General features: G+C 70.0%; 18 protein-coding genes. 10 read left to right on the forward strand and 8 right to left on the reverse strand.

Features of this window, described 5'->3' with window-relative positions; all coding sequences use genetic code 11:
• Positions 1-28: 28 nt before the first annotated feature.
• Positions 29-1,927, reverse strand: coding sequence for a type IV pili methyl-accepting chemotaxis transducer N-terminal domain-containing protein (locus ACUTR7_RS06195; RefSeq protein WP_239973481.1), 1,899 nt, complete (start codon positions 1,925-1,927; stop codon positions 29-31).
• Between the two features lie 161 nt (positions 1,928-2,088).
• Between ACUTR7_RS06195 and ACUTR7_RS06200 the strand changes: the two genes are divergently transcribed.
• Positions 2,089-2,964, forward strand: coding sequence for a ChaN family lipoprotein (locus tag ACUTR7_RS06200; protein WP_445608373.1), 876 nt, complete (start codon positions 2,089-2,091; stop codon positions 2,962-2,964).
• 51 nt (positions 2,965-3,015) lie between these two features.
• On the opposite strand, the gene ACUTR7_RS06205 is transcribed toward ACUTR7_RS06200, so the two are convergent.
• Positions 3,016-3,273 (reverse strand): DUF3297 family protein, encoded by a 258-nt coding sequence (locus tag ACUTR7_RS06205; RefSeq protein ID WP_013804396.1) that lies wholly within the window; start codon positions 3,271-3,273, stop codon positions 3,016-3,018.
• Positions 3,274-3,394: 121 nt separating this feature from the next.
• On the opposite strand from ACUTR7_RS06205, the gene ACUTR7_RS06210 reads away from it, so the two are divergent.
• Positions 3,395-4,699: a DUF445 domain-containing protein gene (locus tag ACUTR7_RS06210; RefSeq protein WP_445608374.1), complete on the forward strand. Its 1,305-nt coding sequence runs from the start codon at positions 3,395-3,397 to the stop codon at positions 4,697-4,699.
• A gap of 166 nt (positions 4,700-4,865) precedes the next feature.
• Here the strand turns inward: ACUTR7_RS06210 and ACUTR7_RS06215 are convergent, their stop codons facing one another.
• Positions 4,866-5,033: a hypothetical protein gene (locus ACUTR7_RS06215; protein ID WP_185750894.1), complete on the reverse strand. Its 168-nt coding sequence runs from the start codon at positions 5,031-5,033 to the stop codon at positions 4,866-4,868.
• Here ACUTR7_RS06215 and ACUTR7_RS06220 point away from each other — a divergent pair.
• Both ACUTR7_RS06220 and ACUTR7_RS06225 read left to right on the forward strand, forming a co-directional pair.
• Positions 5,032-7,059, forward strand: coding sequence for a ligand-gated channel protein (locus ACUTR7_RS06220; protein ID WP_445608375.1), 2,028 nt, complete (start codon positions 5,032-5,034; stop codon positions 7,057-7,059). The genes ACUTR7_RS06215 and ACUTR7_RS06220 overlap by 2 nt on opposite strands.
• Before the next feature lie 121 nt (positions 7,060-7,180).
• Positions 7,181-8,125 carry a siderophore ABC transporter substrate-binding protein gene (locus ACUTR7_RS06225; protein WP_445608376.1) on the forward strand — a complete coding sequence of 315 codons (945 nt, stop codon included), beginning with the start codon at positions 7,181-7,183 and terminating at the stop codon, positions 8,123-8,125.
• Here ACUTR7_RS06225 and ACUTR7_RS06230 read toward each other — a convergent pair.
• On the reverse strand, positions 8,101-9,102 hold the full coding sequence (locus ACUTR7_RS06230) for an arsenic resistance protein (RefSeq protein ID WP_445608377.1): 1,002 nt from the start codon (positions 9,100-9,102) through the stop codon (positions 8,101-8,103). The genes ACUTR7_RS06225 and ACUTR7_RS06230 overlap by 25 nt on opposite strands.
• Before the next feature lie 114 nt (positions 9,103-9,216).
• Positions 9,217-10,899 (reverse strand): sigma-54 interaction domain-containing protein, encoded by a 1,683-nt coding sequence (locus ACUTR7_RS06235; RefSeq protein WP_445608378.1) that lies wholly within the window; start codon positions 10,897-10,899, stop codon positions 9,217-9,219.
• A 222-nt stretch (positions 10,900-11,121) separates the two neighbouring features.
• On the opposite strand from ACUTR7_RS06235, the gene ACUTR7_RS06240 reads away from it, so the two are divergent.
• From ACUTR7_RS06240 to ACUTR7_RS06265, 6 genes are read left to right on the forward strand one after another with little or no spacing between them, the layout of a single operon-like run.
• Positions 11,122-12,669 carry an acyl-CoA carboxylase subunit beta gene (locus tag ACUTR7_RS06240; protein WP_445608379.1) on the forward strand — a complete coding sequence of 516 codons (1,548 nt, stop codon included), beginning with the start codon at positions 11,122-11,124 and terminating at the stop codon, positions 12,667-12,669.
• 29 nt (positions 12,670-12,698) lie between these two features.
• Positions 12,699-13,718, forward strand: a complete 1,020-nt coding sequence (locus ACUTR7_RS06245; RefSeq protein WP_445608380.1) for a Bug family tripartite tricarboxylate transporter substrate binding protein — start codon at positions 12,699-12,701, stop codon at positions 13,716-13,718.
• A gap of 10 nt (positions 13,719-13,728) precedes the next feature.
• Entirely contained in the window at positions 13,729-15,846 is a 2,118-nt protein-coding gene (locus ACUTR7_RS06250) for an acetate--CoA ligase family protein (RefSeq protein ID WP_445608381.1), read from the forward strand.
• On the forward strand, positions 15,843-17,204 hold the full coding sequence (locus tag ACUTR7_RS06255) for an acetyl-CoA carboxylase biotin carboxylase subunit (RefSeq protein ID WP_445608382.1): 1,362 nt from the start codon (positions 15,843-15,845) through the stop codon (positions 17,202-17,204). The genes ACUTR7_RS06250 and ACUTR7_RS06255 overlap by 4 nt, the downstream gene beginning before the upstream one ends.
• An 11-nt stretch (positions 17,205-17,215) precedes the next feature.
• Entirely contained in the window at positions 17,216-17,440 is a 225-nt protein-coding gene (locus ACUTR7_RS06260; RefSeq protein ID WP_012203026.1) for an acetyl-CoA carboxylase biotin carboxyl carrier protein subunit, read from the forward strand.
• Positions 17,437-17,874 (forward strand): PaaI family thioesterase, encoded by a 438-nt coding sequence (locus ACUTR7_RS06265; protein ID WP_012203025.1) that lies wholly within the window; start codon positions 17,437-17,439, stop codon positions 17,872-17,874. The genes ACUTR7_RS06260 and ACUTR7_RS06265 overlap by 4 nt, the downstream gene beginning before the upstream one ends.
• A gap of 7 nt (positions 17,875-17,881) precedes the next feature.
• Here the strand turns inward: ACUTR7_RS06265 and ACUTR7_RS06270 are convergent, their stop codons facing one another.
• From ACUTR7_RS06270 to ACUTR7_RS06280, 3 genes are read right to left on the reverse strand one after another with little or no spacing between them, the layout of a single operon-like run.
• Complete coding sequence (locus ACUTR7_RS06270) at positions 17,882-18,310, reverse strand: hypothetical protein (protein WP_016446659.1); 429 nt, start codon at positions 18,308-18,310, stop codon at positions 17,882-17,884.
• A gap of 35 nt (positions 18,311-18,345) precedes the next feature.
• Positions 18,346-19,728 (reverse strand): heavy metal sensor histidine kinase, encoded by a 1,383-nt coding sequence (locus ACUTR7_RS06275; protein WP_445608383.1) that lies wholly within the window; start codon positions 19,726-19,728, stop codon positions 18,346-18,348.
• Complete coding sequence (locus ACUTR7_RS06280; protein WP_169807217.1) at positions 19,725-20,414, reverse strand: heavy metal response regulator transcription factor; 690 nt, start codon at positions 20,412-20,414, stop codon at positions 19,725-19,727. The genes ACUTR7_RS06275 and ACUTR7_RS06280 overlap by 4 nt, the downstream gene beginning before the upstream one ends.
• Positions 20,415-20,562: the final 148 nt, after the last annotated feature.

Below are 20,562 nucleotides of genomic sequence, written 5' to 3' on the forward strand. Positions count from 1 at the left end.
GGGGCGGTCTTTTTCTTGCGGGAGCGTGTCACGCGTTCGAGGGGAGGGCCTGCGCTGGCGCGCCGGCCGAGGCCGACGGCGGCAGCTCGATGAGCACGCGCGTGCCCTCGCCTGGGCGGGAGTGGACATGGACCAGCGCCTGCGCCAGCAGGGCGCGCTCGCGCATGATGCCCAGGCCCACATGCAGCGAGTCCGGCGCAACGGCGGCGGGGACGAAGCCGCAGCCGTCGTCGCAGACTTCGAAGCGCCAGGGGTGGCGCCCCACGCGCAGCTCCACATGCCTGGCACCCGCGTGCTTGCGCACGTTGGACAGCGCCTCCTGCACCATGTGCAGCACCTGGATCTGCACGTCGGGCGCCAGCGGCAGGCCCTGGCCCGACATGCTCAGCGAGGTGGCGATGCCCGTCTGGTGCTCGAACTTGGACAGCGTGGCGCGCAGCGCGGCCTCGATGTCCTCGGCGCTGGTGCGCGTGCGGAAATGCACCAGCAGCTCGCGCACGTCGGCATAGCATTCGCGCACGCCCACTTCCAGCTCGCCCAGGCTGCGGTCGCGCGCCTCGTCGCGGCCCTTGGCCACGGCGTCGCGCAGCAGCTGGGTCTGTATCTTGAGAAAGGCCAGCGACTGGGCAATGGAGTCATGCAGCTCGCGCGCGATCAGGCCGCGCTCCTCGGCCACGGCGGCTTCGCGCTCCAGCGCCGTGGCGCGCAGGCTTTCCATGGCGCTGGCCAGGTGGCGCGCCATGGCGGACAGCAGGTCGCGCATGTCGTCCGTGAGCACCACGGTGGAGCGAAAGAACAGGTTGACCTCGCCCAGCAGGCGCTGCTGCAGTTGCACGGGGATGCTGACCACGGTCTGGAAGCCGGCCTCGCGGCAGTGCGGCAGCTGCAGGTCGCTGGCCGGCGTGATGGGGATCACGCGCAGCCGCGCCTGCTCGCGCGGCTGGCCGCACAGGCAGGCGCCCGTGTGCAGGCAGTGCTCCTGCACCGACATGGACTGGGGCAGGCCGTCGCCGGCCAGCAGCACATAGCGCTCGTTGGCCTCGTCGGACCAGCGCACCGTGGCCGCATCGGCCTGGGCCGCCAGGCGGACCTGGCGCACAAAGCCTTCGGCCAGGGACTGCAGGCTGGCGGCCTCCGACGCCTGCACGCTGACTGCGTACAGCGCCTGCAGCTGCTGGTGCTGCACGTTGAGGCTGGCGGTCTTCTCGCGCACCTTGTCTTCCAGCTCGGCGTGAGAGCTTTGCAGCGACTGGGCCATGAGGTTGAAGCCGGCCGCCAGCTGGCCGAACTCGTCATCCACCTCCACGCTCATGCGCGTGTCCAGGTGTCCGCGGCGCATGCGCTCCAGCGCCGAGCGCAGCTGGCCCACGGGATGCAGCACCAGCCAGTAGCTCGTGGCCATGAAGCTCACGGCCGCGATGATGGCCAGCGCCATCAGACACATCTGAAACAGGTGCAGGATGGCCGTCCAGCGCGAGAGCCGGTCCTCGATGGCCTCGACAAAGCCGTCCACCTCGCGCACGAAGGCATCGGCGCTGCCCATGATGGCCTGCGCATCGACATGGTCCTCGGCCTGCCACTGCGTGCGCAGCGCACTCCAGTCGCCGCGTATGCGCTCGTAGCGCGCGCTGACCGCATCGCTCCAGGGCACGAACAGCGGCCGCGACATGTCGCCGCTGCGCAGCAGGTCCAGGCTGGCGTCGAACTGACGTGCGCGCTCCTGCCACTGCGCAGGCGCCTCGTTCTGGCGCGCCATGGCCATGCGCACCATGCTCATGCGCAGCCGCCCGGCCTCGTTCACCGCCGCCGCACCGCCTTCCAGCTGCCAGGCCACCCACAGCGTGAAACCGATCGATGCCACGGCCGCGAGCAGGCAGGCTGCGCCCATGAGCAGCAGCTTGGTCGAAAGCGAGGGCTTGCCATGCATGGTTGCACTGTAGCCACCGCACATTTGCGCGTCTTGACCTGAATCAAGCGCCGCCCGTTTGCGCCGTGCTCCCGCCCCGATTCCTAGGATCCTTTCAACTGCCCCCAACGCCCACAGGGCCTATGGCGTCCCCGGGCGAGGCCAGTGTTTAGCATGGGGCCATGCAAGTCCGCTCCATCCCCCGCCCCTTCATCCGCACCCCGCGCCTTGCCGGCCTGGCTGCGGCCGCATTGCTGGCGGCAGCCCTTGCCGGCTGCGCCAGCTCCTCCGCCCCGGCGCGGGACTGGACGCAGCAGTTGCAGCGCTGGTCCGACGCGCCCATCGTGCTGCTGGGCGAGCAGCACGATGCGGTCGCCCACCAGGCATGGCAGCAGGCCACGGTGGAGCAGTTGGCAAAACAGGAGCGCCTGGCCGCGCTGGTGATCGAGATGGCGCCGCGCACGGGCTCCACCGCGTCCCTGGCACGCGATGCCTCCGAGGACGCGGTGCAGCAGGCCCTGCAATGGCAGGACGCGGCCTGGCCCTGGCCGCGCTACCGCGGCGTGGTCATGGCCGCCGTGCGCGCGGGCGTGCCCGTGCTGGGGGGCAACCTGCCGCGCGCCGACATGAAGCAGGCCATGCGCAACGAAAACCTGGACACCCACCTGCCGCCCGAGGGCTGGCAGCGCCAGCTCGACGCCATCCGCGAAGGCCACTGCGGCCTGCTGCCCGACACCCAGCTGGCGCCCATGGCCCGCATCCAGCTGGCCCGCGATGCCAGCATGGCCGAGGTGGCCAGGGCCGCTGTCAAGCCCGGCAAGACCGTGCTGCTGGTGGCCGGACGCGGCCACGTGCTGCGCGGCGTGGGCATTCCCACCTGGCTGCCCGAGGCCGCAGGCGCCATGGTGGCCGTGGCGCAGGCGGGGGAGACATCGGTGGCGCAGGCCTCGGATGTGGATTGGCTGCAGAAGACGGATGCCCTGCCCGCCAAGGACCACTGCGCCGAGCTGCGGGAGAAGTTCAGGAATCCGCCGGCGCCGCGGGCCGATGCGAGCTGAAGCACGCTGATTCTTGAAGAGGTTGCGGCCGGCCTTGCGACCGGCCGGAAATCAGCGGTAGAAAGCTTCCACGGCGCCCTTGAGCTTGATCAGCAGGGGCTTTCCCTTGCGGTCCACCGTCTTGCCGGCCGGCACCTTGATCCATCCCTCGCTCACGCAGTATTCCTCCACATCGAAGCGCTCGTTGCCGTTGAAGCGGATGCCGATGTCGTGCTCGAACACGGCGGCCACATGGTGCGGGCTGCGCGGGTCGATGGACAGGTGGTCGGGCAGTGCGGGGCGATCGGCGGGTGCGTTGGCGTCGGTCATGGTCTTGTTCTCGCAAGAGGGTTCTGAAGAAAGCCGGTATTGTCCGCGCAATTCGCAGGCAGGCGCTGGCTGACAGGCTTTGGCGGCAGGCATCGTCATGCGGATGGCGGACGGGCGTCGTATGCTGCGCTCCATGCTGTCGCCAGAGCAACGTCAAACACTGAAGTCGGCCAAGCGCCTGCCGCTGGCGCTGCTGCTGTTCGTGGCGCTGGGCTTCGTGGCCTCGTCCGTGGCGGCGGGGCACTGGCAGCAGGTGCCGCTGTGGCTGGCCTGCATCAAGGCCGTGACCGAGGCCTCGCTGGTCGGCGCGCTGGCCGACTGGTTTGCGGTGTCGGCGCTGTTCCGGCGCATTCCGCTGCCCCTGGTCGGGCGCCATACGGCCATCATCCCGCGCAACAAGGACCGCATCGGCGAGAACCTGGCGAATTTCGTGCGCGACAAGTTCCTGGACGGCCCTTCGCTGGTGGCGCTGATCGAGCGCCATGATCCTGCGCGCGTGCTGGCCGGCTGGCTGACCACGCCGGCCAACAGCACCCTGCTGGGGCGGCAGGTGGCGCGGCTGGCGCTGGCGGCGCTGGAGATGGTGCAGGACCGGCAGGTGGAGCGCTTTCTGACACAGGCATTCAAGGCCTTGCTGGCCCAGGTGGACCTGCCCCGCGCGGCGGCGGATCTGTTGTCGGGGCTGACCAAGGACGGCCGCCACCAGGCCGTGCTGGACGATGTGCTGGCCCGCGTCAGCGGTGTGCTGCGCGAGGCCGAGACCCATGTGCTGATCGCCCAGACCATCGTGCTGTGGCTCAAGCGCGAGCATCCGCTCAAGGAAAAGATGCTGCCCACGGACTGGCTCAGCGAAAAGGGCGCCAGCGCCATTGCGGGCGCGCTCGACAGCCTACTGCAGGACATCGCCAGCAATCCCGAGCACCACATGCGCAAGGCCTTCGACGCCTCCGTGGACCGGCTGGTCACGCGGCTGCAGTCCGACCCCGCCATGTCCGAGCGCGCCGAGCGGCTGCGCCACTACCTGCTGCACGACGAGAAGCTGGCCGGCTACCTGCGTGCGCTGTGGCTGGGCCTGCGCGCCAAGCTGCAGGCGGACCTGGCCAACGAGCATTCGCAGGTGGCGCGCAAGACCGCCGCCATGGGCCGCTGGCTGGGCCAGTCGCTGGCGCACGACGAGGCGCTGCGCAGCTCCATGAACGAGCGCCTCAAGCGCTGGGCCCAGGCGCTGGCGCCCGATGTCTCGCAGTTCCTGGCCCAGCACATCGCCGATACCGTGCGGCGCTGGGATGCGCGCGAGCTGTCCGAGCTGATCGAGCTGCACATCGGCAAGGATCTGCAGTACATCCGCATCAACGGCACCGTGGTCGGCGGTGCCGTGGGCCTGCTGCTGTTCCTGGTCTCCAATGCGGGGCGGATGTGGTCCTGATCTTCGTATCAGGATGTTGCCTGCGGGCCACATCGGGCCAACTTTACAAAGCCGCCGTGCTCGCCGGAACGCCGTGAATCGTGCCGGGCGCTGCACGCGCCCGGGCACTGGCGGCCCTGCATGTCATTGATGAACAAGGCAACATTCAGCATTCTGAATGAATTGCTCACAGATCGGTCCGCTTGTAAAGAAAAACAGCAGCTGCGCTGCCGTCGGCCAGGCCGTTGTCGACGGGAAAATAAAATAAGAACGATTCGCACTCATCAAAAACAACAGAGCGGATGCGCACCCCGGTCGTTCGACCGTCCGTGATTCTTCTTGCGAGCTTTCCCATGCACAACTGCACAGCCCCCGCGGCGGGCCGTGGCTTTGCCCTGTCCGCCCTTTGCACCTCCCTGCGTGCTTCGTTTCCCTCCACCGCCGTTCCCCTGCGCCGCACCGCGCTGGGCGCCTGCCTGGGCCTGCTGGCCTCGGGCAGCGCGCTGGCCCAGGCAGCAGGCGGGGCCACGCTGGAAACCCTGGTCGTGACGGCCAGCGGCTTCGAGCAGGAGATCAGCCAGGCGCCGGCCTCGATCTCGGTGATCACGCGCCAGGAACTGGAGCAGGGCGCCTACCGCAACCTGCACGATGCCCTGCGCGATGTGCCCGGCGTGATCCTCACGCCCTCGGACAACAACTCCAACGACATCTCGTTGCGCGGCATGGGCGCCAACTACACCCTGATCCTGGTGGACGGCAAGCGCATGAGCACGCGCGAGACCCAGACCAACGGCAGCACCGGCACGGACCAGAGCTGGATTCCGCCGCTGGAGGCCATCGAGCGCATCGAGGTGGTGCGCGGCCCCATGTCCTCGCTGTACGGCTCGGACGCCATGGGCGGCGTGATCAACGTCATCACGCGCAAGGTGGCGAAGAACTGGCATGGCTCGGTGCGCGCCGACGCCACGCTGCAGGAGCGCTCCACCTCGGGCGATGCCTACCAGACCAACTTCTACCTGTCAGGCCCGATCAAGACCGACCTGCTGGGCCTGAGCCTGTATGGCAACTACAGCAAGCGCGACCAGGACCGCATCTACCAGGGCTACAACAAGAGCGACAACCGTTCGCTGAACCTGCGCCTGGCGCTGACCCCCAGCAAGGACCACGACCTGATCGCCGAGATCGGCACTTCGCGCCAGCACTTCGTTTCGTCGCCTGGCATGACCCTGCTGCCCACCGATGCGCCCAGCGACCGCAAGTTCGAGCGCGAGAACTACTCGCTGCAGCACAAGGGCCGCTGGGGCTGGGCTTCCTCCGACACCTATCTGCAGCGCGAGGAAACGCGCAACCTGTCGCGCGACATGACCATCAGGAACACGGTGTTCAACAGCAGCTGGGTAGCGCCGCTGGGCCGCCAGCACCTGCTGACCACGGGCGTGTACTACAACCAGCAGGACCTGCGCGACACGACGACCAATACGCTGCCGGGCTCGGCGCGCACCACGGCCGATCGCACGCAGTACGCCTGGTTCGCCGAGGACGAGTGGCGCCTGCGCGAGAACTTCGCCCTGACCGGCGGCCTGCGCTACGACCACGACAGCAAGGGCGGGGCGCAATGGAGCCCGCGCCTGTATGGCGTGTGGAACCTCGACGCGCAATGGACCGTCAAGGGTGGCGTGTCCACCGGCTTTCGCGCGCCCTCGTTGCGCCAGACCCTGGGCGACTGGGGCCAGTCCAGCCGCGGCGGCAACATCTACGGCAACCCCGACCTGAAGCCCGAAACCTCGCTGAGCAAGGAACTGGGCGTGCTCTACAACAACGGCGCCGGCCTCTCGGCAGGCCTGACGGTGTTCGACAACGAGTTCAACGACAAGATCACGCGCATCGCCTGCCCCGAGTGCGGGCCGGCCAATTCCTCGGGCAACACGCCCACCACCAACGTCAATATCGACAAGGCCATCACGCGCGGCATCGAAGCCACGTTCAAGGCCCCGCTGGCGCGCACGCTGGACCTGAGCAGCAGCTACACCTTCACCAAGTCCGAGCAAAAGAGCGGCGAGTTCGCGGGGCAGCCGCTGAGCCAGCTGCCGCGCCACATGCTCAACCTGGCGCTGAACTGGAAGCCTTCGCAGCAATGGGCGGGCTGGGCCAAGCTGTCCTACCGGGGCAAGGAAAGCCAGCCCACGGGCGGCCGTTCGGCGCGCACCTGGGTGGCTGGCAGCTATGCCATGTTCGACATGGGCGGCTCCTACAACTACAGCAAGGACGTGACCTTCTACGCAGGCATCTACAACCTGTTCGACAAGGACGTGTACTACGAGGACTACGCCACGGTGCAGGACGGCCGGCGCTACTGGATCGGCATGAACGTGAAGTTCTAGGCATCCCGGCCGCAAGGGCGGCCGCTGCCCGTGGCCTGCGGATCAGGCCGCGCCGCTTCCCGGCGCGGCACCCGCCTCCGGAGGCCGGAACTCCTTTCATTTTTTCCTGGGATTCTTTGCCATGACCTTCGATATCACGCGCCGCGCGGCGGCGCTGGCCCTGCCGGCCTTGTTCCTGGGGACTGCGGTGGCGGCCCCGCTGTCCGTGCGGCATGCCGGGGGAGCGGCCAGCCTGCCCGGCGCACCCCGGCGCGCGGTGGTTTATGACCTGGGGGCGCTGGATGCACTGCATGCGCTGGGCGTGCCCGCGTCGGCGGTCGCAGGCGTGCCCCGGGCGCAGCTGCCCCGGTATCTGGACAGCTTCGCGCAGCGGCCTGCGGCGGGCGGGCTGTTCGAGCCGGACTACGAGGCGCTGAGCCGCCTGGCGCCCGACCTGATCATCGTGGGCGGGCGCTCGGCCGGCAAGGCCGAGGTGCTGGGACGCATCGCGCCCACGCTGGACCTGAGCGTCAGCGGCAAGCACATGCTGGCCGATATCGAACGCAACATCGCCACGCTGGCGCTGCTGTTCGGCCGCCAGGCGCAGGGCCGTGCGCTGGTGCAGCGCATCCAGGCCGAGCTGCAGGGCCTGCGTGCCCAGGCCTCGCAGGCCGCGCCGGGCCTGCTGCTCATGGCCGTGAACGACAAGCTCCTGCCGCAGGCGCCGGGATCGCGCTTCGGCTTTCTGTTCGATGTGTTCGGCGCGCGCTCGGCGCTATCGGCTGCGCAACTGCCAGCCCGCGGCACCGCCTACGGCTTCGATGATGTGGCGCGGCTGGACCCCGAGTGGATCTACGTCATCGACCGCAACACGGCCACGGGCCAGGCGGCAGGCGGCGGCGAGATCATGGCTTCACGCAAGGTGTTCGACAACGCGCAGATCCACGCCACGGCGGCCGGCCGCAAGGGGCAGGTCGTCTTCCTCGATCCCAAGGGCTGGTACCTGATGGGCAGCGCCGGGCCGACGGCGCTGCTGGACAACATGGCGCAGCTGCGCCAGGCCTATGGCGCGGCGTCATCGCGTTGACCGCGGGCCAGGGCCGGCTCCCGGTCCCGGCCCCACAGCGCAATCACGCGCACATAGGCCAGCTCGGCCAGCAGCTCCACCAGCGTCTGCGTGACGATGACGGCCGGCAGCACGGGAATGGCGCCAGGCACGGCCAGGGCCAGCGGCAGCACGACCAGCGAATTGCGCGTGCCCGCGCTGAAAGCGACGGCGCGGCCTGCGGGCGCAGGCAGTCGGAAGGCGCGCGCCACCAGCCAGCCCAGCGCGGGCGCTGCCACCGCAAAGGCCGCGTAGACGGGCACCATGCTCCAGGCCGCGTGCGTGGCAGGGCCCAGTTGGGGCAGCACGGAGGCGATCACCACGAACAGCACCAGCGCGGTGGCCGGCACGGGCAGCAGGCCCAGCCATGCCGAGACGCTGGCGCCGCGCCGGCTGCGGGCCGCCCACAGCTGGGTGGCAGCGGCCAGGGCCAGCGGCACGGCGATCAGCCACACGAACGCATGCAGGAAAGGCCCCGCCTGGACCAGCCGCGCCGCATCGTCACCCAGGAACAGGCCCAGGTAGCCGGGCAGGGCCAGCATCTGCGCGATCAGCAGGGCCGGCGTGGCCGCCAGCAGCAGGCGCGCGTCGGCGCGTCCCAGGTGGGAGAAGGTGACCACGTAGTCGATGCAGGGCGCCAGCAGCACCAGCAGCGCGCCCAGGCGCAGCAGGGGGTCGGCGGGCAGGAACTGCAGCAGGGCCCAGACCAGCACCGGCACCACGATGAAGTTGGCCACCATCAGCGCCGCCAGGAAGCGCACCTGGCCAAAGGCACGCCGCAGTTCGGCCACGGGCACCTGCAAGAAGGTCACATAGAGCATCAGCGCCAGCGCGGGGTTGATGGCACGCTCCAGCACGCCCGTGCCGGGCAGCGCCCAGGCGGCGGCCGCGGCCAGGGCCACGGCGGCGAAGTAGATGGGGATCTGGCGCTGTTCGAGCGCGTCTCGGGTGTCTTGCATTCGGGGCGCCGGGTGCGGCATAGGCGGCAGGGGCGGCAATGGGTACGGGGTGCCTAGTATGGCAACGGTGCGGCCAGCCGCTGTCTCGAATTCCCTGCCCTCGGCCCGACAGGCTCAGCCGGGCGATGCCGCGCCCAGCACCTTGTAGAGGTAGGAGCGCGAGATGCCCAGCTCCTGCGCGGCCAGCTTCTTGTTGCCGCCGCAGCGTGCGATGGCGTCGAGGATGGCGTTGCGCTCCTGGTCCTTGAGCGGGGCCACGGCGCCGGTGGAGGGCATGTCGGCCTCGGCAACGGGCAAAGGTCGTGCGCCGGCCAGCGGGTCCTCGTGGCGCGCGAAGTTGTCCACGCCCAGCAGGTGGCCGTCGCAGAACACCAGGGCCTCTTCCACGCGCTGTCGCAGCTGGCGCACATTGCCGGGCCAGGCCTGGCGGGCCAGGTAGGGCATGACACCGGGCGCGATGCGCGGCAGCGCAATGCCGTTGCGCTCGCAGAACGACTGGGCAAAGCGCTGCACCAGGGCCGGGATGTCCTCCAGGCGCTGGCGCAGGGCGGGCACATGCAGCACCACGCCGCTTAGGCGGTAGAACAGGTCCAGCCGGAAGCGGCCGCTGTCGATGAGGCCGCGCAGGTCGCGGTGCGTGGCGGCCACGATGCGGAAGTTCACCTGCCGGCCGCTGTGCGCGCCCAGGCGCTGCACCTGGCGGTCCTCCAGCACGCGCAGCAGCTTGACCTGGATTTCCATGGGAATGTCGGCCACTTCGTCGAGGAAGAGCGTGCCGCCCTCGGCCTGCTCCAGCTTGCCGGGCTGGCCCTGCCGGCGCCCGCCCGTGAAGGCGCCGGCCTCGTAGCCGAACAGCTCGGACTCGATCAGCGTGGCCGGCAGGGCCGCGAGGTTGAGGCTGACCAGGGGCGCGTCGGCATCGCGGCCGCGCGCATGCAGGGCCTGGGCCACCAGCTCCTTGCCGCTGCCGCTCTCGCCCAGGATGAGCACGGGCACATCGAGCCGCGCCACGGCGTCGATCTCGCGGGCCAGCCTTTGCATGGGGGCACTGGCGCCCACCATCTGCGCCGTGGGCGTGCCGCCGCGCAACTGGCTCAGTTCGCGCTTGTAGTGCTGCACCTCGTCATGCAGCTGGTTCAGCCGCTGCTGCATGCGGTTGAGCGCCTCCACGCCGCTGAAGCTGACCTGGCCCACGGCACCCACCACGGCGCCGCCCTCGTAGACCGGCATGCGGTTGACGATGCGGCTCACGCCCGGCCCCAGCTGCTGCAGGTCGCCGATCTCGGCCCGGCCGCTGCGCACCACGTGGGGCAGGCGCGAGTTGGGGATCACGTCCTCCGCGCGCCGGCCTGCGGCCGTGCCGGGCGCCAGGCCGAAGAACTTCTCGTGCACGGGGCTGATGTAGCGCATCAGCCCTTCATGGTCGGCCACCGTGATCGCCTGGTACGGGTTGGTCAGGAACATGTTGAGGATGGCGAAGGCGAAGGGCACGCTGGCCACCATGTCGAACAGCGCTGCCGCCTCGTCGGCCGGGCGCAGCAGGGCGACCTCGCCCTCGGCATCGGCCAGCACCACGGCCACATGGCGGGCCACCGTGCCGCGCGGGCCCGGTGTTTCCACGTGCAGCAGCTGGCCATGGCTGATGGGGTTGTGCCCGTCGCCGTGCGCGCGGGCCAGGGCCTCGGTGACGGCTGCATGCAGCAGCGGCTCCTGCGCAAGGCCCAGCCGCGCCACGGGCTCGGGCGAGTCGCGTCGCCAGACGAGAACGCCGAATCGGTGGTCGGGGGAGCTGGGCATGGGCATGGCGGGCAGTGGCTGGGGTGAACGCACTCTAGCGGCGCGCAGGCCATGGGTCTGTCCCCGTGGTGTCTCCATTGAAGACAGTGCCCAACCCGTGTCTTCGAGGTTGTCCTTGATGTGGACACGTGAAGGTCGACTGTGGAAAAAATCCTTTGAATTCAATGCACTGCGTTCTGGCACGCCTTGTGCATCTTCACAGGCACAAGGAGACACGACGACATGAGCTGGCAACCCGAAGTGGACGAGATCGCATACCGCCGCGCGCTGGCGGCCAAACTGGGCGGAGAGGACAAGGTGGCGCGGCACAAGGCCGCGGGCAAGCTCACGGTGCGCGAGCGCATCGATGCCTGCACGGACGCGCAGTCCTTCGTGGAGGTGGGCTCGCTCACCGGCTCGGGCCAGTACGACGGCCTGGGCAGGCTGACGGACTTCACGCCATCCAACCTCATCATGGGGCGGGCGCGCGTGGGCGGGCGGCCCGTGGTCGTGGTGGGCGACGATTTCACGGTGCGCGGCGGCGCCAACGACGGCGCCGTGGGCGACAAGCTGATCTTTGCCGAGAAGATGGCGCACGACCTGCGCCTGCCCATGGTGCGCCTGGTGGACGGCACGGGCGGCGGCGGCTCGGTGCGCAACATCGAGACCAAGGGCTACACCAGCGTGCCCACCATGAAGGTCTGGAGCCAGGTGGTGCAGAACCTGTCCACCGTGCCCGTGGTCTCGCTGGCCCTGGGCTCGGTGGCCGGCATGGGCGCGGCGCGCGTGGCCTCCAGCCATTACTCGGTGATGGTCAAGGAGACCGCCCAGCTGTTCAATGCCGGCCCGCCCGTGGTGGCGCGCATCGGCCAGAACGTGACCAAGAACGAGCTGGGCGGCAGCCAGGTGCACACGCGCAACGGCGTGGTCGATGACGAGGTGGCCACCGAGCAGGAGGCCTTCGAGCGCGTGCGCCGCTTCCTGTCCTACCTGCCATCGTCGGTGTACGAGCTGCCTGCGCGCACCGCGCCGCAGGACGATCCGCGGCGGCGCGACGAATGGCTGCTGTCGGCCATTCCGCGTGATGGCCGCAAGGTCTACAAGATCCGGCCCATCGTCGAATGCCTGGTCGATGAGGGCTCCTTCCTGGAGACGGGCCGCCACTGGGGCCGGGCCATCGTCACGGGGCTGGCGCGCATCGACGGCTGGCCCGTGGCCGTGGTGGCCAGCGACCCGTACTTCTACGGCGGCGGCTGGGACGGCCCTTCGGCCGAGAAGTTCACGCGCTTCGTGGACATGGCCCAGACCTTCCACCTGCCCGTGGTCAACCTGGTGGACATCGCGGGCTTCCAGATCGGCGTGGAGGCCGAGAAGGCCGGCGTCATGCGCTACGGCGTGCGCGCCCTGGCCGCCGTCTACCAGGCCACCGTTCCCTGGTGCAGCCTCCTCATCCGCCGCGCCTACGGCGTGGCGGCGGCCGGCCACCAGCACATGGGCCGCTTCAACTTCCGCTATGCCTGGCCCTCGGCCAACTGGGGCTCGCTGCCCATCGAGGGCGGGCTGGAGGTGGCCTACAAGGCCGAGATCGAAGGCGCCGACGACCCCGTGCAAAAGCGCGCCGAGATCGAGCAGCGCGTGCGCAGCCTGACCTCGCCCTTCCGCACGGCCGAGGCCTTCGGCATCGACGAGGTGATCGATCCGCGCGACACGCGCGCCCTGCTCAGCGAATTCGTGGAACTGGCCGCGCCGCTGCGCGAGGCCGGAGCGCCGCAGTTCGGCCTGCGGCCCTGAACGCATAAAAAACCCAAGGAGACAAAGCAATGGCAACCAGACAACCGCGCGCGCCCTCGCGCCGCACCGCCCTGGCCCTGTGCCTGGCGCCGTGCCTGACCATCTGCGCCGCGACGGCGGCCCAGGCCCAGGTCCCCCAGGAGGACAAGTGGCCCACGCGCCCCGTGCGCATCGTGGTCGGCTTCCCTGCAGGCTCGTTCACCGACACCATTGCACGTGCGCTGTCCGAGCCGCTGAGCAAGTCGCTGGGCCAGCCCGTGGTGGTGGAGAACAAGCCCGGCGCCAACGGCGCCATCGGCGTGGGCGAGGTGGCGCGCGCCGCGCCCGACGGCTACACCCTGCTGGTCACCAACTCCAGCAGCATCACCATCAACCCCCAGATCTACAAGAAGATCACCTACCGCGCCAAGGACTTCGCGCCCATCACCATGGTGCTGGATGCGCCCTTCATCCTCACCGTCAACCCCGAGTGGGCGCAGAAGCACCAGATCCGCTCGGCCAAGGATGTGATCGCCTTCGCCAAGGGCCATCCCGACAAGCTCAGCTACGGCTCTGCCGGCCCCGGCAACATCGCCCACCTGGCCTATGCGGCCTGGAGCAACCGCACCGGTGTGAAGACCACGCATGTGCCCTACAAGAGCGCATCGCAGGCGCAGATGGCCGTGCTCAGCGGCGAGCTGGACACGCAGTTCGACACCTGGAGCGCGCTGCCACACATCGCCAGCGGCAAGCTCGTGGCGCTGGCCGTCACCGCGCCCCGGCGCATGCAGCAGCTGCCCGAGGTGCCCACCATGGCCGAGGCCGGCTATGCCGATTTCGACGTCACCTTCTGGGCCGGCCTGCTGGCGCCTGCGGGCACGCCGCCGGCCATCGTCAACCGGCTCTACGAGGCCTCCAGGGGCGTGCTGCAGGACGCCCGCATCCGCGCCGTGCTCAGCAGCCAGGGCGAGCCCGTGATGATGCCGCCCGCGCCGTTCGGCCAGCGCATCGCCAAGGAAGTGGCCGACTGGGGGCAAGTGATCCAGCGCGAAGCACTTTCCCTGGATTGATGAGGTACGCATGTCTCTGTTGCAAGCACTGAACCCCCGCTCCGTCGCCATCCTCGGCGCATCCGACAACCCCATCAAGGCCGGTGGCCGGCCCATCGACTACCTGCGGCGCCACGGTTTCGCAGGCCGCATCCTGCCCGTCAATCCCAAGCGCTCCGAGGTCCAGGGCCTGGCTGCCTACCCCTCGCTGCGCGCGCTGCCCGAGGCGCCCGATGCCGTGGTCATCAGCCTGCCCGGCGAGGACGTGGCCGCCGCCATCGACGACTGCGTGGCCGTGGGCGCGCGACTGGCCGTGATCTATTCCTCGGGCTTTGCGGAGCTGGGCGAGGAGGGTCGCCGGCAGCAGGCCGACCTGGTGGCGCGGGCGCGCCGGGCGCCAGGCGGCGGGCTGCGCCTGTTCGGCCCCAATTGCCAGGGCGTGGCCAACTTCGCCACGGGCGCCATCCTCAACTTCTCGACCATGATCAACGAGAACGCGCCGGCCGACGGCCCCGTGGCCATCGTCAGCCAGAGCGGCGCGGGCGCGGCCATTCTCTACGGCGGCCTGCGCCGCGCGGGCATCGGCGTGCGCTACATGCTGTCCACGGGCAACGAGGCCGATGTCTGCGCAGCCGAAGCCGTGCGCGCCGTGGTCGAGGACGAAGGCATCCGCCTGGTCGTGCTCTACATCGAGACGCTCAGGCAAAGCGCCTGGCTGGCCGAGGCCGCGCGCCTGGCGCATGCGCGCGGCGTCACCATCCTGGCCGTGAAGGCCGGCCGCACGCGCGCAGGCCAGGCCACGGCCAGCTCGCACACGGGCGCGCTGGCGGCCGAGGACGCGCTGGCCGATGCCTTCCTGCGCCAGCACGGCATACCGCGCCTGGCCGACTTCCGCGAGCTGATCGACTACGCGCCGCTGTTCCTGTCCCAGCCTGCGCCGCGCGGTCGCCGCGTGGTCAGCATCAGCAATTCGGGCGCCACCTGCGTGCTGTCGGCCGACGCGGCCGAGGAATACGGCCTGGCCCTGGAGCCGTTCGATGCCGCCACGCTGGACGGCCTGTCCCAGGCCCTGCCGTCCTATGTCACGGCGCGCAATCCCATCGACATGACCACGGCCCTGCTGGGCAGGCCGCAGACCTTTGGCGACACGCTGCGGGCCTTGTCGGGCAGCGGTGCGGCGGACCTCGTTCACGTGGGCTTCCCGATCGGCGGCGAGGGCTATGACTTCGCCGACTTCGCGGGCCAGGCCAGCCGCTTTGCGCGCGATACCGGCGTGCCCATTGCGGTCAGCGTCAACCAGGACTGGGTGGCCCAGGCCTTCCAGGACCAGGGCGTGCCCACCTTCTGGAGCGAACGCGCCGCCATGCGCGGCCTGGCGCTGCTGGCCGAGCAGGCCGGTGGCAGGCAGGCACAGGCGCCGTCTGCCGAGGCATCGGTGCCGGTGCCGGCATCCCGCTCCCTCACGCTGGTTACGCTGGACGAGCCCTCCAGCCTGTCCGAACTCGCCCGCGCCGGCCTGCCGGTGATGCGCCATCTGGTCTGCAGGAGCGAGGACGAGGTGCGCGCCGCCATCGAGTCCCTGCCACGGCCCCTGGTGGCCAAGGGCGTGTCCGCCGATCTCTCGCACAAGTCCGAGCATGGCCTGGTGCGGCTCAACATCCGCGAAGCGGAGCAGGCGCTGCAGGCCTTTGGCGACTTCGCCGCCACGCTGGCCCGCCTGGGCGTGGCCGATGGCGGCCTGCTGCTGGGTGCCCAGCACAAGGCCGACTTCGAGCTGGCGCTGGGTGCCCATGTCGATGCCGAGTTCGGCGTGGTGGTCATGGTCGGCCAGGGCGGCGTGCTGGTGGAGGCGCTCAGGGACGTGCAGTTCCTCGTGGCTCCCTTCAGTGCGCGGCAGGCGCTGGATGCCCTTGCGCGCCTGGCCATCGCCCCGGCCTTTGCGGCCGTGCGCGGCATGCCGGCCGTGGAGCTGGACGCCGTGGCCGCCATGATGGTGCGGCTGGGCGACTGGATGCTGGCCCAGGGCGGGCGCGTGCAGTCGGTCGATGCCAATCCCGTGCTCGTGGCACGCGGCGCGCAGGCGCCGGTCATCGTCGATGCGGTGGTGGCCGTGGCCGCCGCGCCAGCTGCGTCCTCGGAGGCGGCATGAGCGGCGCCCCGCACCCCATCCGCCGCGTGCTGGTCGCCAACCGGGGCGCCGTGGCCGCGCGCGTGATCCGCACGCTGCGGCGCATGGGCCTTGAATCCGTGGCCGTGTACTCTGAGGCCGATGCCGGCCTGCCCTATGTGCGCGCGGCCGACCAGTCCGTGTGCATAGGCCCTGCGCCCGCCGCGCAAAGCTATCTGGACCAGGCGCGGCTGCTGCAGGTGGCGCGCGAGACCGGTGCCGATGCCGTGCACCCGGGCTACGGCTTTCTCTCCGAGAACGCGGAGTTCGCCGAGGCCGTGCAGCGCCAGGGCCTGTGCTTCATCGGCCCCTCGCCGCACTGGATACGCACGCTGGGCCACAAGACCCAGGCGCGGGCCTTCATGGCCGCCCAGGGCATGCCGCAGGCTCCCAGCTCGGCCGTGCTGCCCGGCGTGCAGGAGGCGCAGGCGGAGGCGGCGCGCATCGGCTTTCCCGTGCTGGTCAAGCCTGCAGGCGGGGGCGGCGGCATCGGCATGCTGCCCGCGTGCAATGCGCAGGAATTGGACGGAGCGTGGGCCAAGGCCAGCGGCATGGCCGCCAAGTACTTCGGCACGGCCGAGCTGTACCTGGAAAAGCTGATCGAGGCGCCGCGCCACATCGAGTTCCAGGTGCTGGCCGACCGCCATGGCGAGGTGCGCGTGCTGTTCGAGCGCGACTGCTCGGTGCAGCGCCGCCACCAGAAGGTGGTGGAAGAGGCCCGCCCCGCAGGCATTCCCGCGCAGGCCCTGGCCGACATGCGGCAACTGCTGGCCGGCCTGCTGGCGCGCACGGGCTATGACGTGATCGGCACGGTGGAGATGCTCTACACGCCGCAGCAAGGCTTTGTCTTCCTGGAGATGAACACGCGGCTGCAGGTCGAGCATGCGGTGACCGAGGAGATCACGGACATCGACATCGTCGAGGCCCAGATCCGCCTGGCCGCCGGCGAGCGCATGCGGGATGTGCTGCCCGCCGAACCCGTGGCCCGCGGCCATGCCATCGAGGCGCGCATCTATGCCGAAGACCCCGTGCGCTTCCTGCCCTCGCCAGGGCGCCTGGAGCGCTTCGAGATGCCCCAGGGCGAAGGCCTGCGCGTGGAGACCGGCTATGCCCAGGGCTGCAGCGTCACGCCCTTCTACGACCCCATGGTCGCCAAGCTCGTGGCCCATGGCAGCGACCGCGCCCAGGCCATCGCACGGCTGCGCCAGGCACTGGCGCAGACCCGCATCGAGGGCGTGAAGACCAATATTCCCTTCATCGAACGCATCCTGGGTCACGCCGATTTCCTGGACCTGCGCATCGACACCGGCATCGCCCAGCGCGTGCTGGCCCACCTTTGAAAGCCCTACCCATGACCACCACCCCAAACATGATCACAAGCCCCATCGCCGGCCTCGTGGCCGCTGTGGAAGCCGCCGAAGGCGGCACCGTCGCCCTGGGCGACACCCTCATCATCGTGGAGTCCATGAAGATGGAGATTCCCGTGGAAAGCGAGGTGGCAGGCGTCGTGCGCCGCATGCTCGTGGCCGTGGGCGAGCCGGTGGCCGAAGGCCAGGCGATTGCGGAGATCGGATGAACGCCGTTGGAATCTCCACCGCCCCGGACCTGGAGGCCGCCGCGCTGGCGCGCGGCTACTTCGGCATCGACGTGCCCTTCATGTCCCATATCGGCCTGGAGCCCGTGAGCCTGGCGCCCGGCCTGGCCCGCACGCGCCTGCCCATGCGCCCGCACCTGGCCAACAGCCGGGGGCATGGCCATGGCGGCGCGCTGATGAGCGCGCTGGACTTCACGCTGAGCGCGGCCGCGCGCTCGTCCAACCCGCTGGGACTGGGCGTGGTGACCATCGAGATGAGCACGCATTTCCTCGCCTCGGCCACCACCGACCTGCTGATCGAGGCCCGCGTGCTGCGCGCAGGCGCGCGCACCGTGTTCTGCGAGGGCAATGTGCTGGACAGCGCGGGCCAGGCCGTGTGCACGGCGCGGGCCGTGTTCAAGCTGATCGCGCTGTAGCCTGGCTTCAGGCGCCGTCGCCTTCGGGCGCTGGCGGCAGCAGGTGCTGGCCGATCTGCTGCCAGGCCTTGGCCGCGTCATGCTGGCCGCCGAACATGTGGCAGCTGGCGGCCGTCATGGCCAGGCGGCCGTTTTCGGGTTCCAGGTCGAACGCCAGCTCGCATTGCGCAGCGGCGTTGCGCCACATCACCACGGCGTCTGGCGATTCTTCCTTTTGCAGCGCATGGGCTTCGGCCATCCAGGCCTGGGCCAGGCGAAACGCGCCCTCGGCCTGGTCGGGGTCGGCCTTGTGGGCCAGGTAGAAGTGCTTGCCGGCCTGCTGCCACAGCGCCCGGGCCTGGGCGAAATCCTGGGTGGCGGCCCGCTGTGCCTGGGCCACCAGAGCATTGCCTTCGGCCAGCAGCGTTGCGTAGGAGGAGGGGGCGTCTTGCGTCATGGGGCGCCATTGTGCCGCCGCTCCGGTGCCTGTGTTCAGGCCGGGGAATCGCGCGGCGGGCTCGGGCTGTCGGGCAGCTCCAGGCCGATGCGCGTGAAGCCGCCTTCGGACTCGGCAAAGCAGCGCCCGCCGTGCATGCGCGCGATGGCGGCCACGATGGCCAGGCCCAGGCCATGGTTGCGGTCGGCCTGGCTGCGCGCGGCGTCGGCGCGGTAGAAGCGGTCGAACAGGCGCGGCAGGTCGGCGGGGGCTATGGTCGGGCCCCGGTTGAGCACCGCCAGCGCCACATCACCGGCGCCACCGTGGTGGGCACAGGGCCGTGCGCCTATCTGCACGGTGATGGTGGAGCCGCGCTGTGCATAGCGTGTGGCATTGCCCAGCAGGTTGGACAGCGCCCGGCGCAGCAGCCGCGCATCGACCTCGGCGGCCGCGTCGCCCTGGACGACGACCTGCAGGTCGGCCTCCTGCAGCGCGGCCTCGTGGAAGTCGATGACCTCGTGGGCCAGCGCGGCCAGGCTGGCCCAGGGCGCCAGGCGCGCGCCCTGGCCGCGGTCGGCCTGGGAGAGAAACAGCATGTCGGCCACGATGCCGGCCATGCGCCGCAGGTCCTCCAGGTTGGAAGCCAGCACCTCGCGCAGCTCGGCCTCGCTGCGCGGCTTGCGCAGGGCCAGCTCGCAGCTGCTGATCAGCGTGGTCAGCGGCGTGTTCAGCTCATGGGCCACGTCAGCGTTGAAGGCCTCCATCTGCCGGTAGGCCACGGCCAGCCGTTCCAGCAGGGCGTTGAATTGCGCGATCAGCGGGCGCAACTCCTGCGGCTGTCCGCTGTCGTCCAGGCGCCGCTGCAGGTCCTGGGCCGACAGCTTGCGCGTCTGCTCGGTCAGTTCGCGCAGCGGCGCCAGGCCCAGGCGCACCAGCCAGATGCCGGTCAACGACACCAGCAGTGCGCCGCCCACGGCGGCCAGGGCCAGCGTCCAGGCCAGCAGGGACAGCTGCCGGTCATCGTCGGCGCGGTCCAGGGTGAGCTGGGCCTGTGCATGCTGGCCGCTGTCGGCCAGCACCACCTCGAAGCTGCGCTGCAGCGTGCGGCCCGGCGTCTTGGGAATGCGCAGGCGCTCGTAGATCACGCGGCCCTGCAGGTCGGTGATGCGCAGCGACATCTCGTCCAGGCCCGTGAGAAAGTCGTCCAGCATGTGGGCCAGACCGGCCTCGTTGTGGGCGCTGCGGCTTTCCGTCATCAGGTGCAGCACGGCCTGCTGCTTGAGGTCCAGCGTCTCATGCTGGTGCTGCTCCAGCGTCATCGAGGCCACCCCGTAGACGGCCGCGCACACCAGGCCCAGGCCCAGCATGGTCTGCAGCGCCAGCCAGCGCGACAGGCGCCGGCCCAGGTGGGGAATGTCGGCGGGGGCCTTGACGTTCACGGTGCGCGCGACTCCAGCACATAGCCCATGCCGCGCACCGTGTGCAGCAGGGGCTGCTCGAAGGGCTGGTCCAGCTTCAGGCGCAGGCGGCGCACGGCGACCTCGACCACATTGGTCTCGCTGTCGAAGTTCATGTCCCAGACCTGGGAGGCCAGCTCGGTGCGCGACAGCACCTCGCCCTGGCGGCGCAGCAGCAGGCTCAGCAGGTTGAATTCCTTGGCCGTGAGGTCCAGGCGCTGGCCGGCGCGCGTGGCGCGTCGGCGGATCAGATCCAGCTCCAGGTCGGCCATGCGCAGCATGGTGGCCTCGGCCGCCGGATGCGCCGTGCCGACACTGCGGCGCAGCAGCACATGCATGCGCGCCACCAGTTCGGAGAAGGCAAAGGGCTTGACCAGGTAGTCGTCGGCGCCGCCCTGCAGGCCGCGCACGCGGTCCTCCACCTGGCCGCGCGCCGTCAGCATCAGCACCGGCGTCTGGCGCGACTGGCGCAGCGCCGCCAGCACGGCCAGGCCGTCGATGCCGGGCAGCATGCCGTCGAGCACGATGAGGTCGTAGGCCAGCTCGGTGGCCAGGTGCAGGCCGTCGATGCCGTCGTGCGCGACATCGACCACGAACCCCTCCTCGGTCAGGCCCTTGCGGAGGTAGTCGGCCAGCTTGATTTCGTCTTCGATGACCAGGACTTTCATGCCGAGCATTGTCGGGGAAGGGCATGGTTTGCCAAGATGACAAATTTGTCATGTGCCCGACAGCCACAGGTCGCCGCACGGCCCTAGACTCGCCAGCTTGGGGGAGTCGTGGTTGTGGGCAAACGCCATGCACGACAATCCCCACCTG

The sequence above is a fragment of the Delftia sp. NA_296.1 genome (assembly GCF_052692095.1).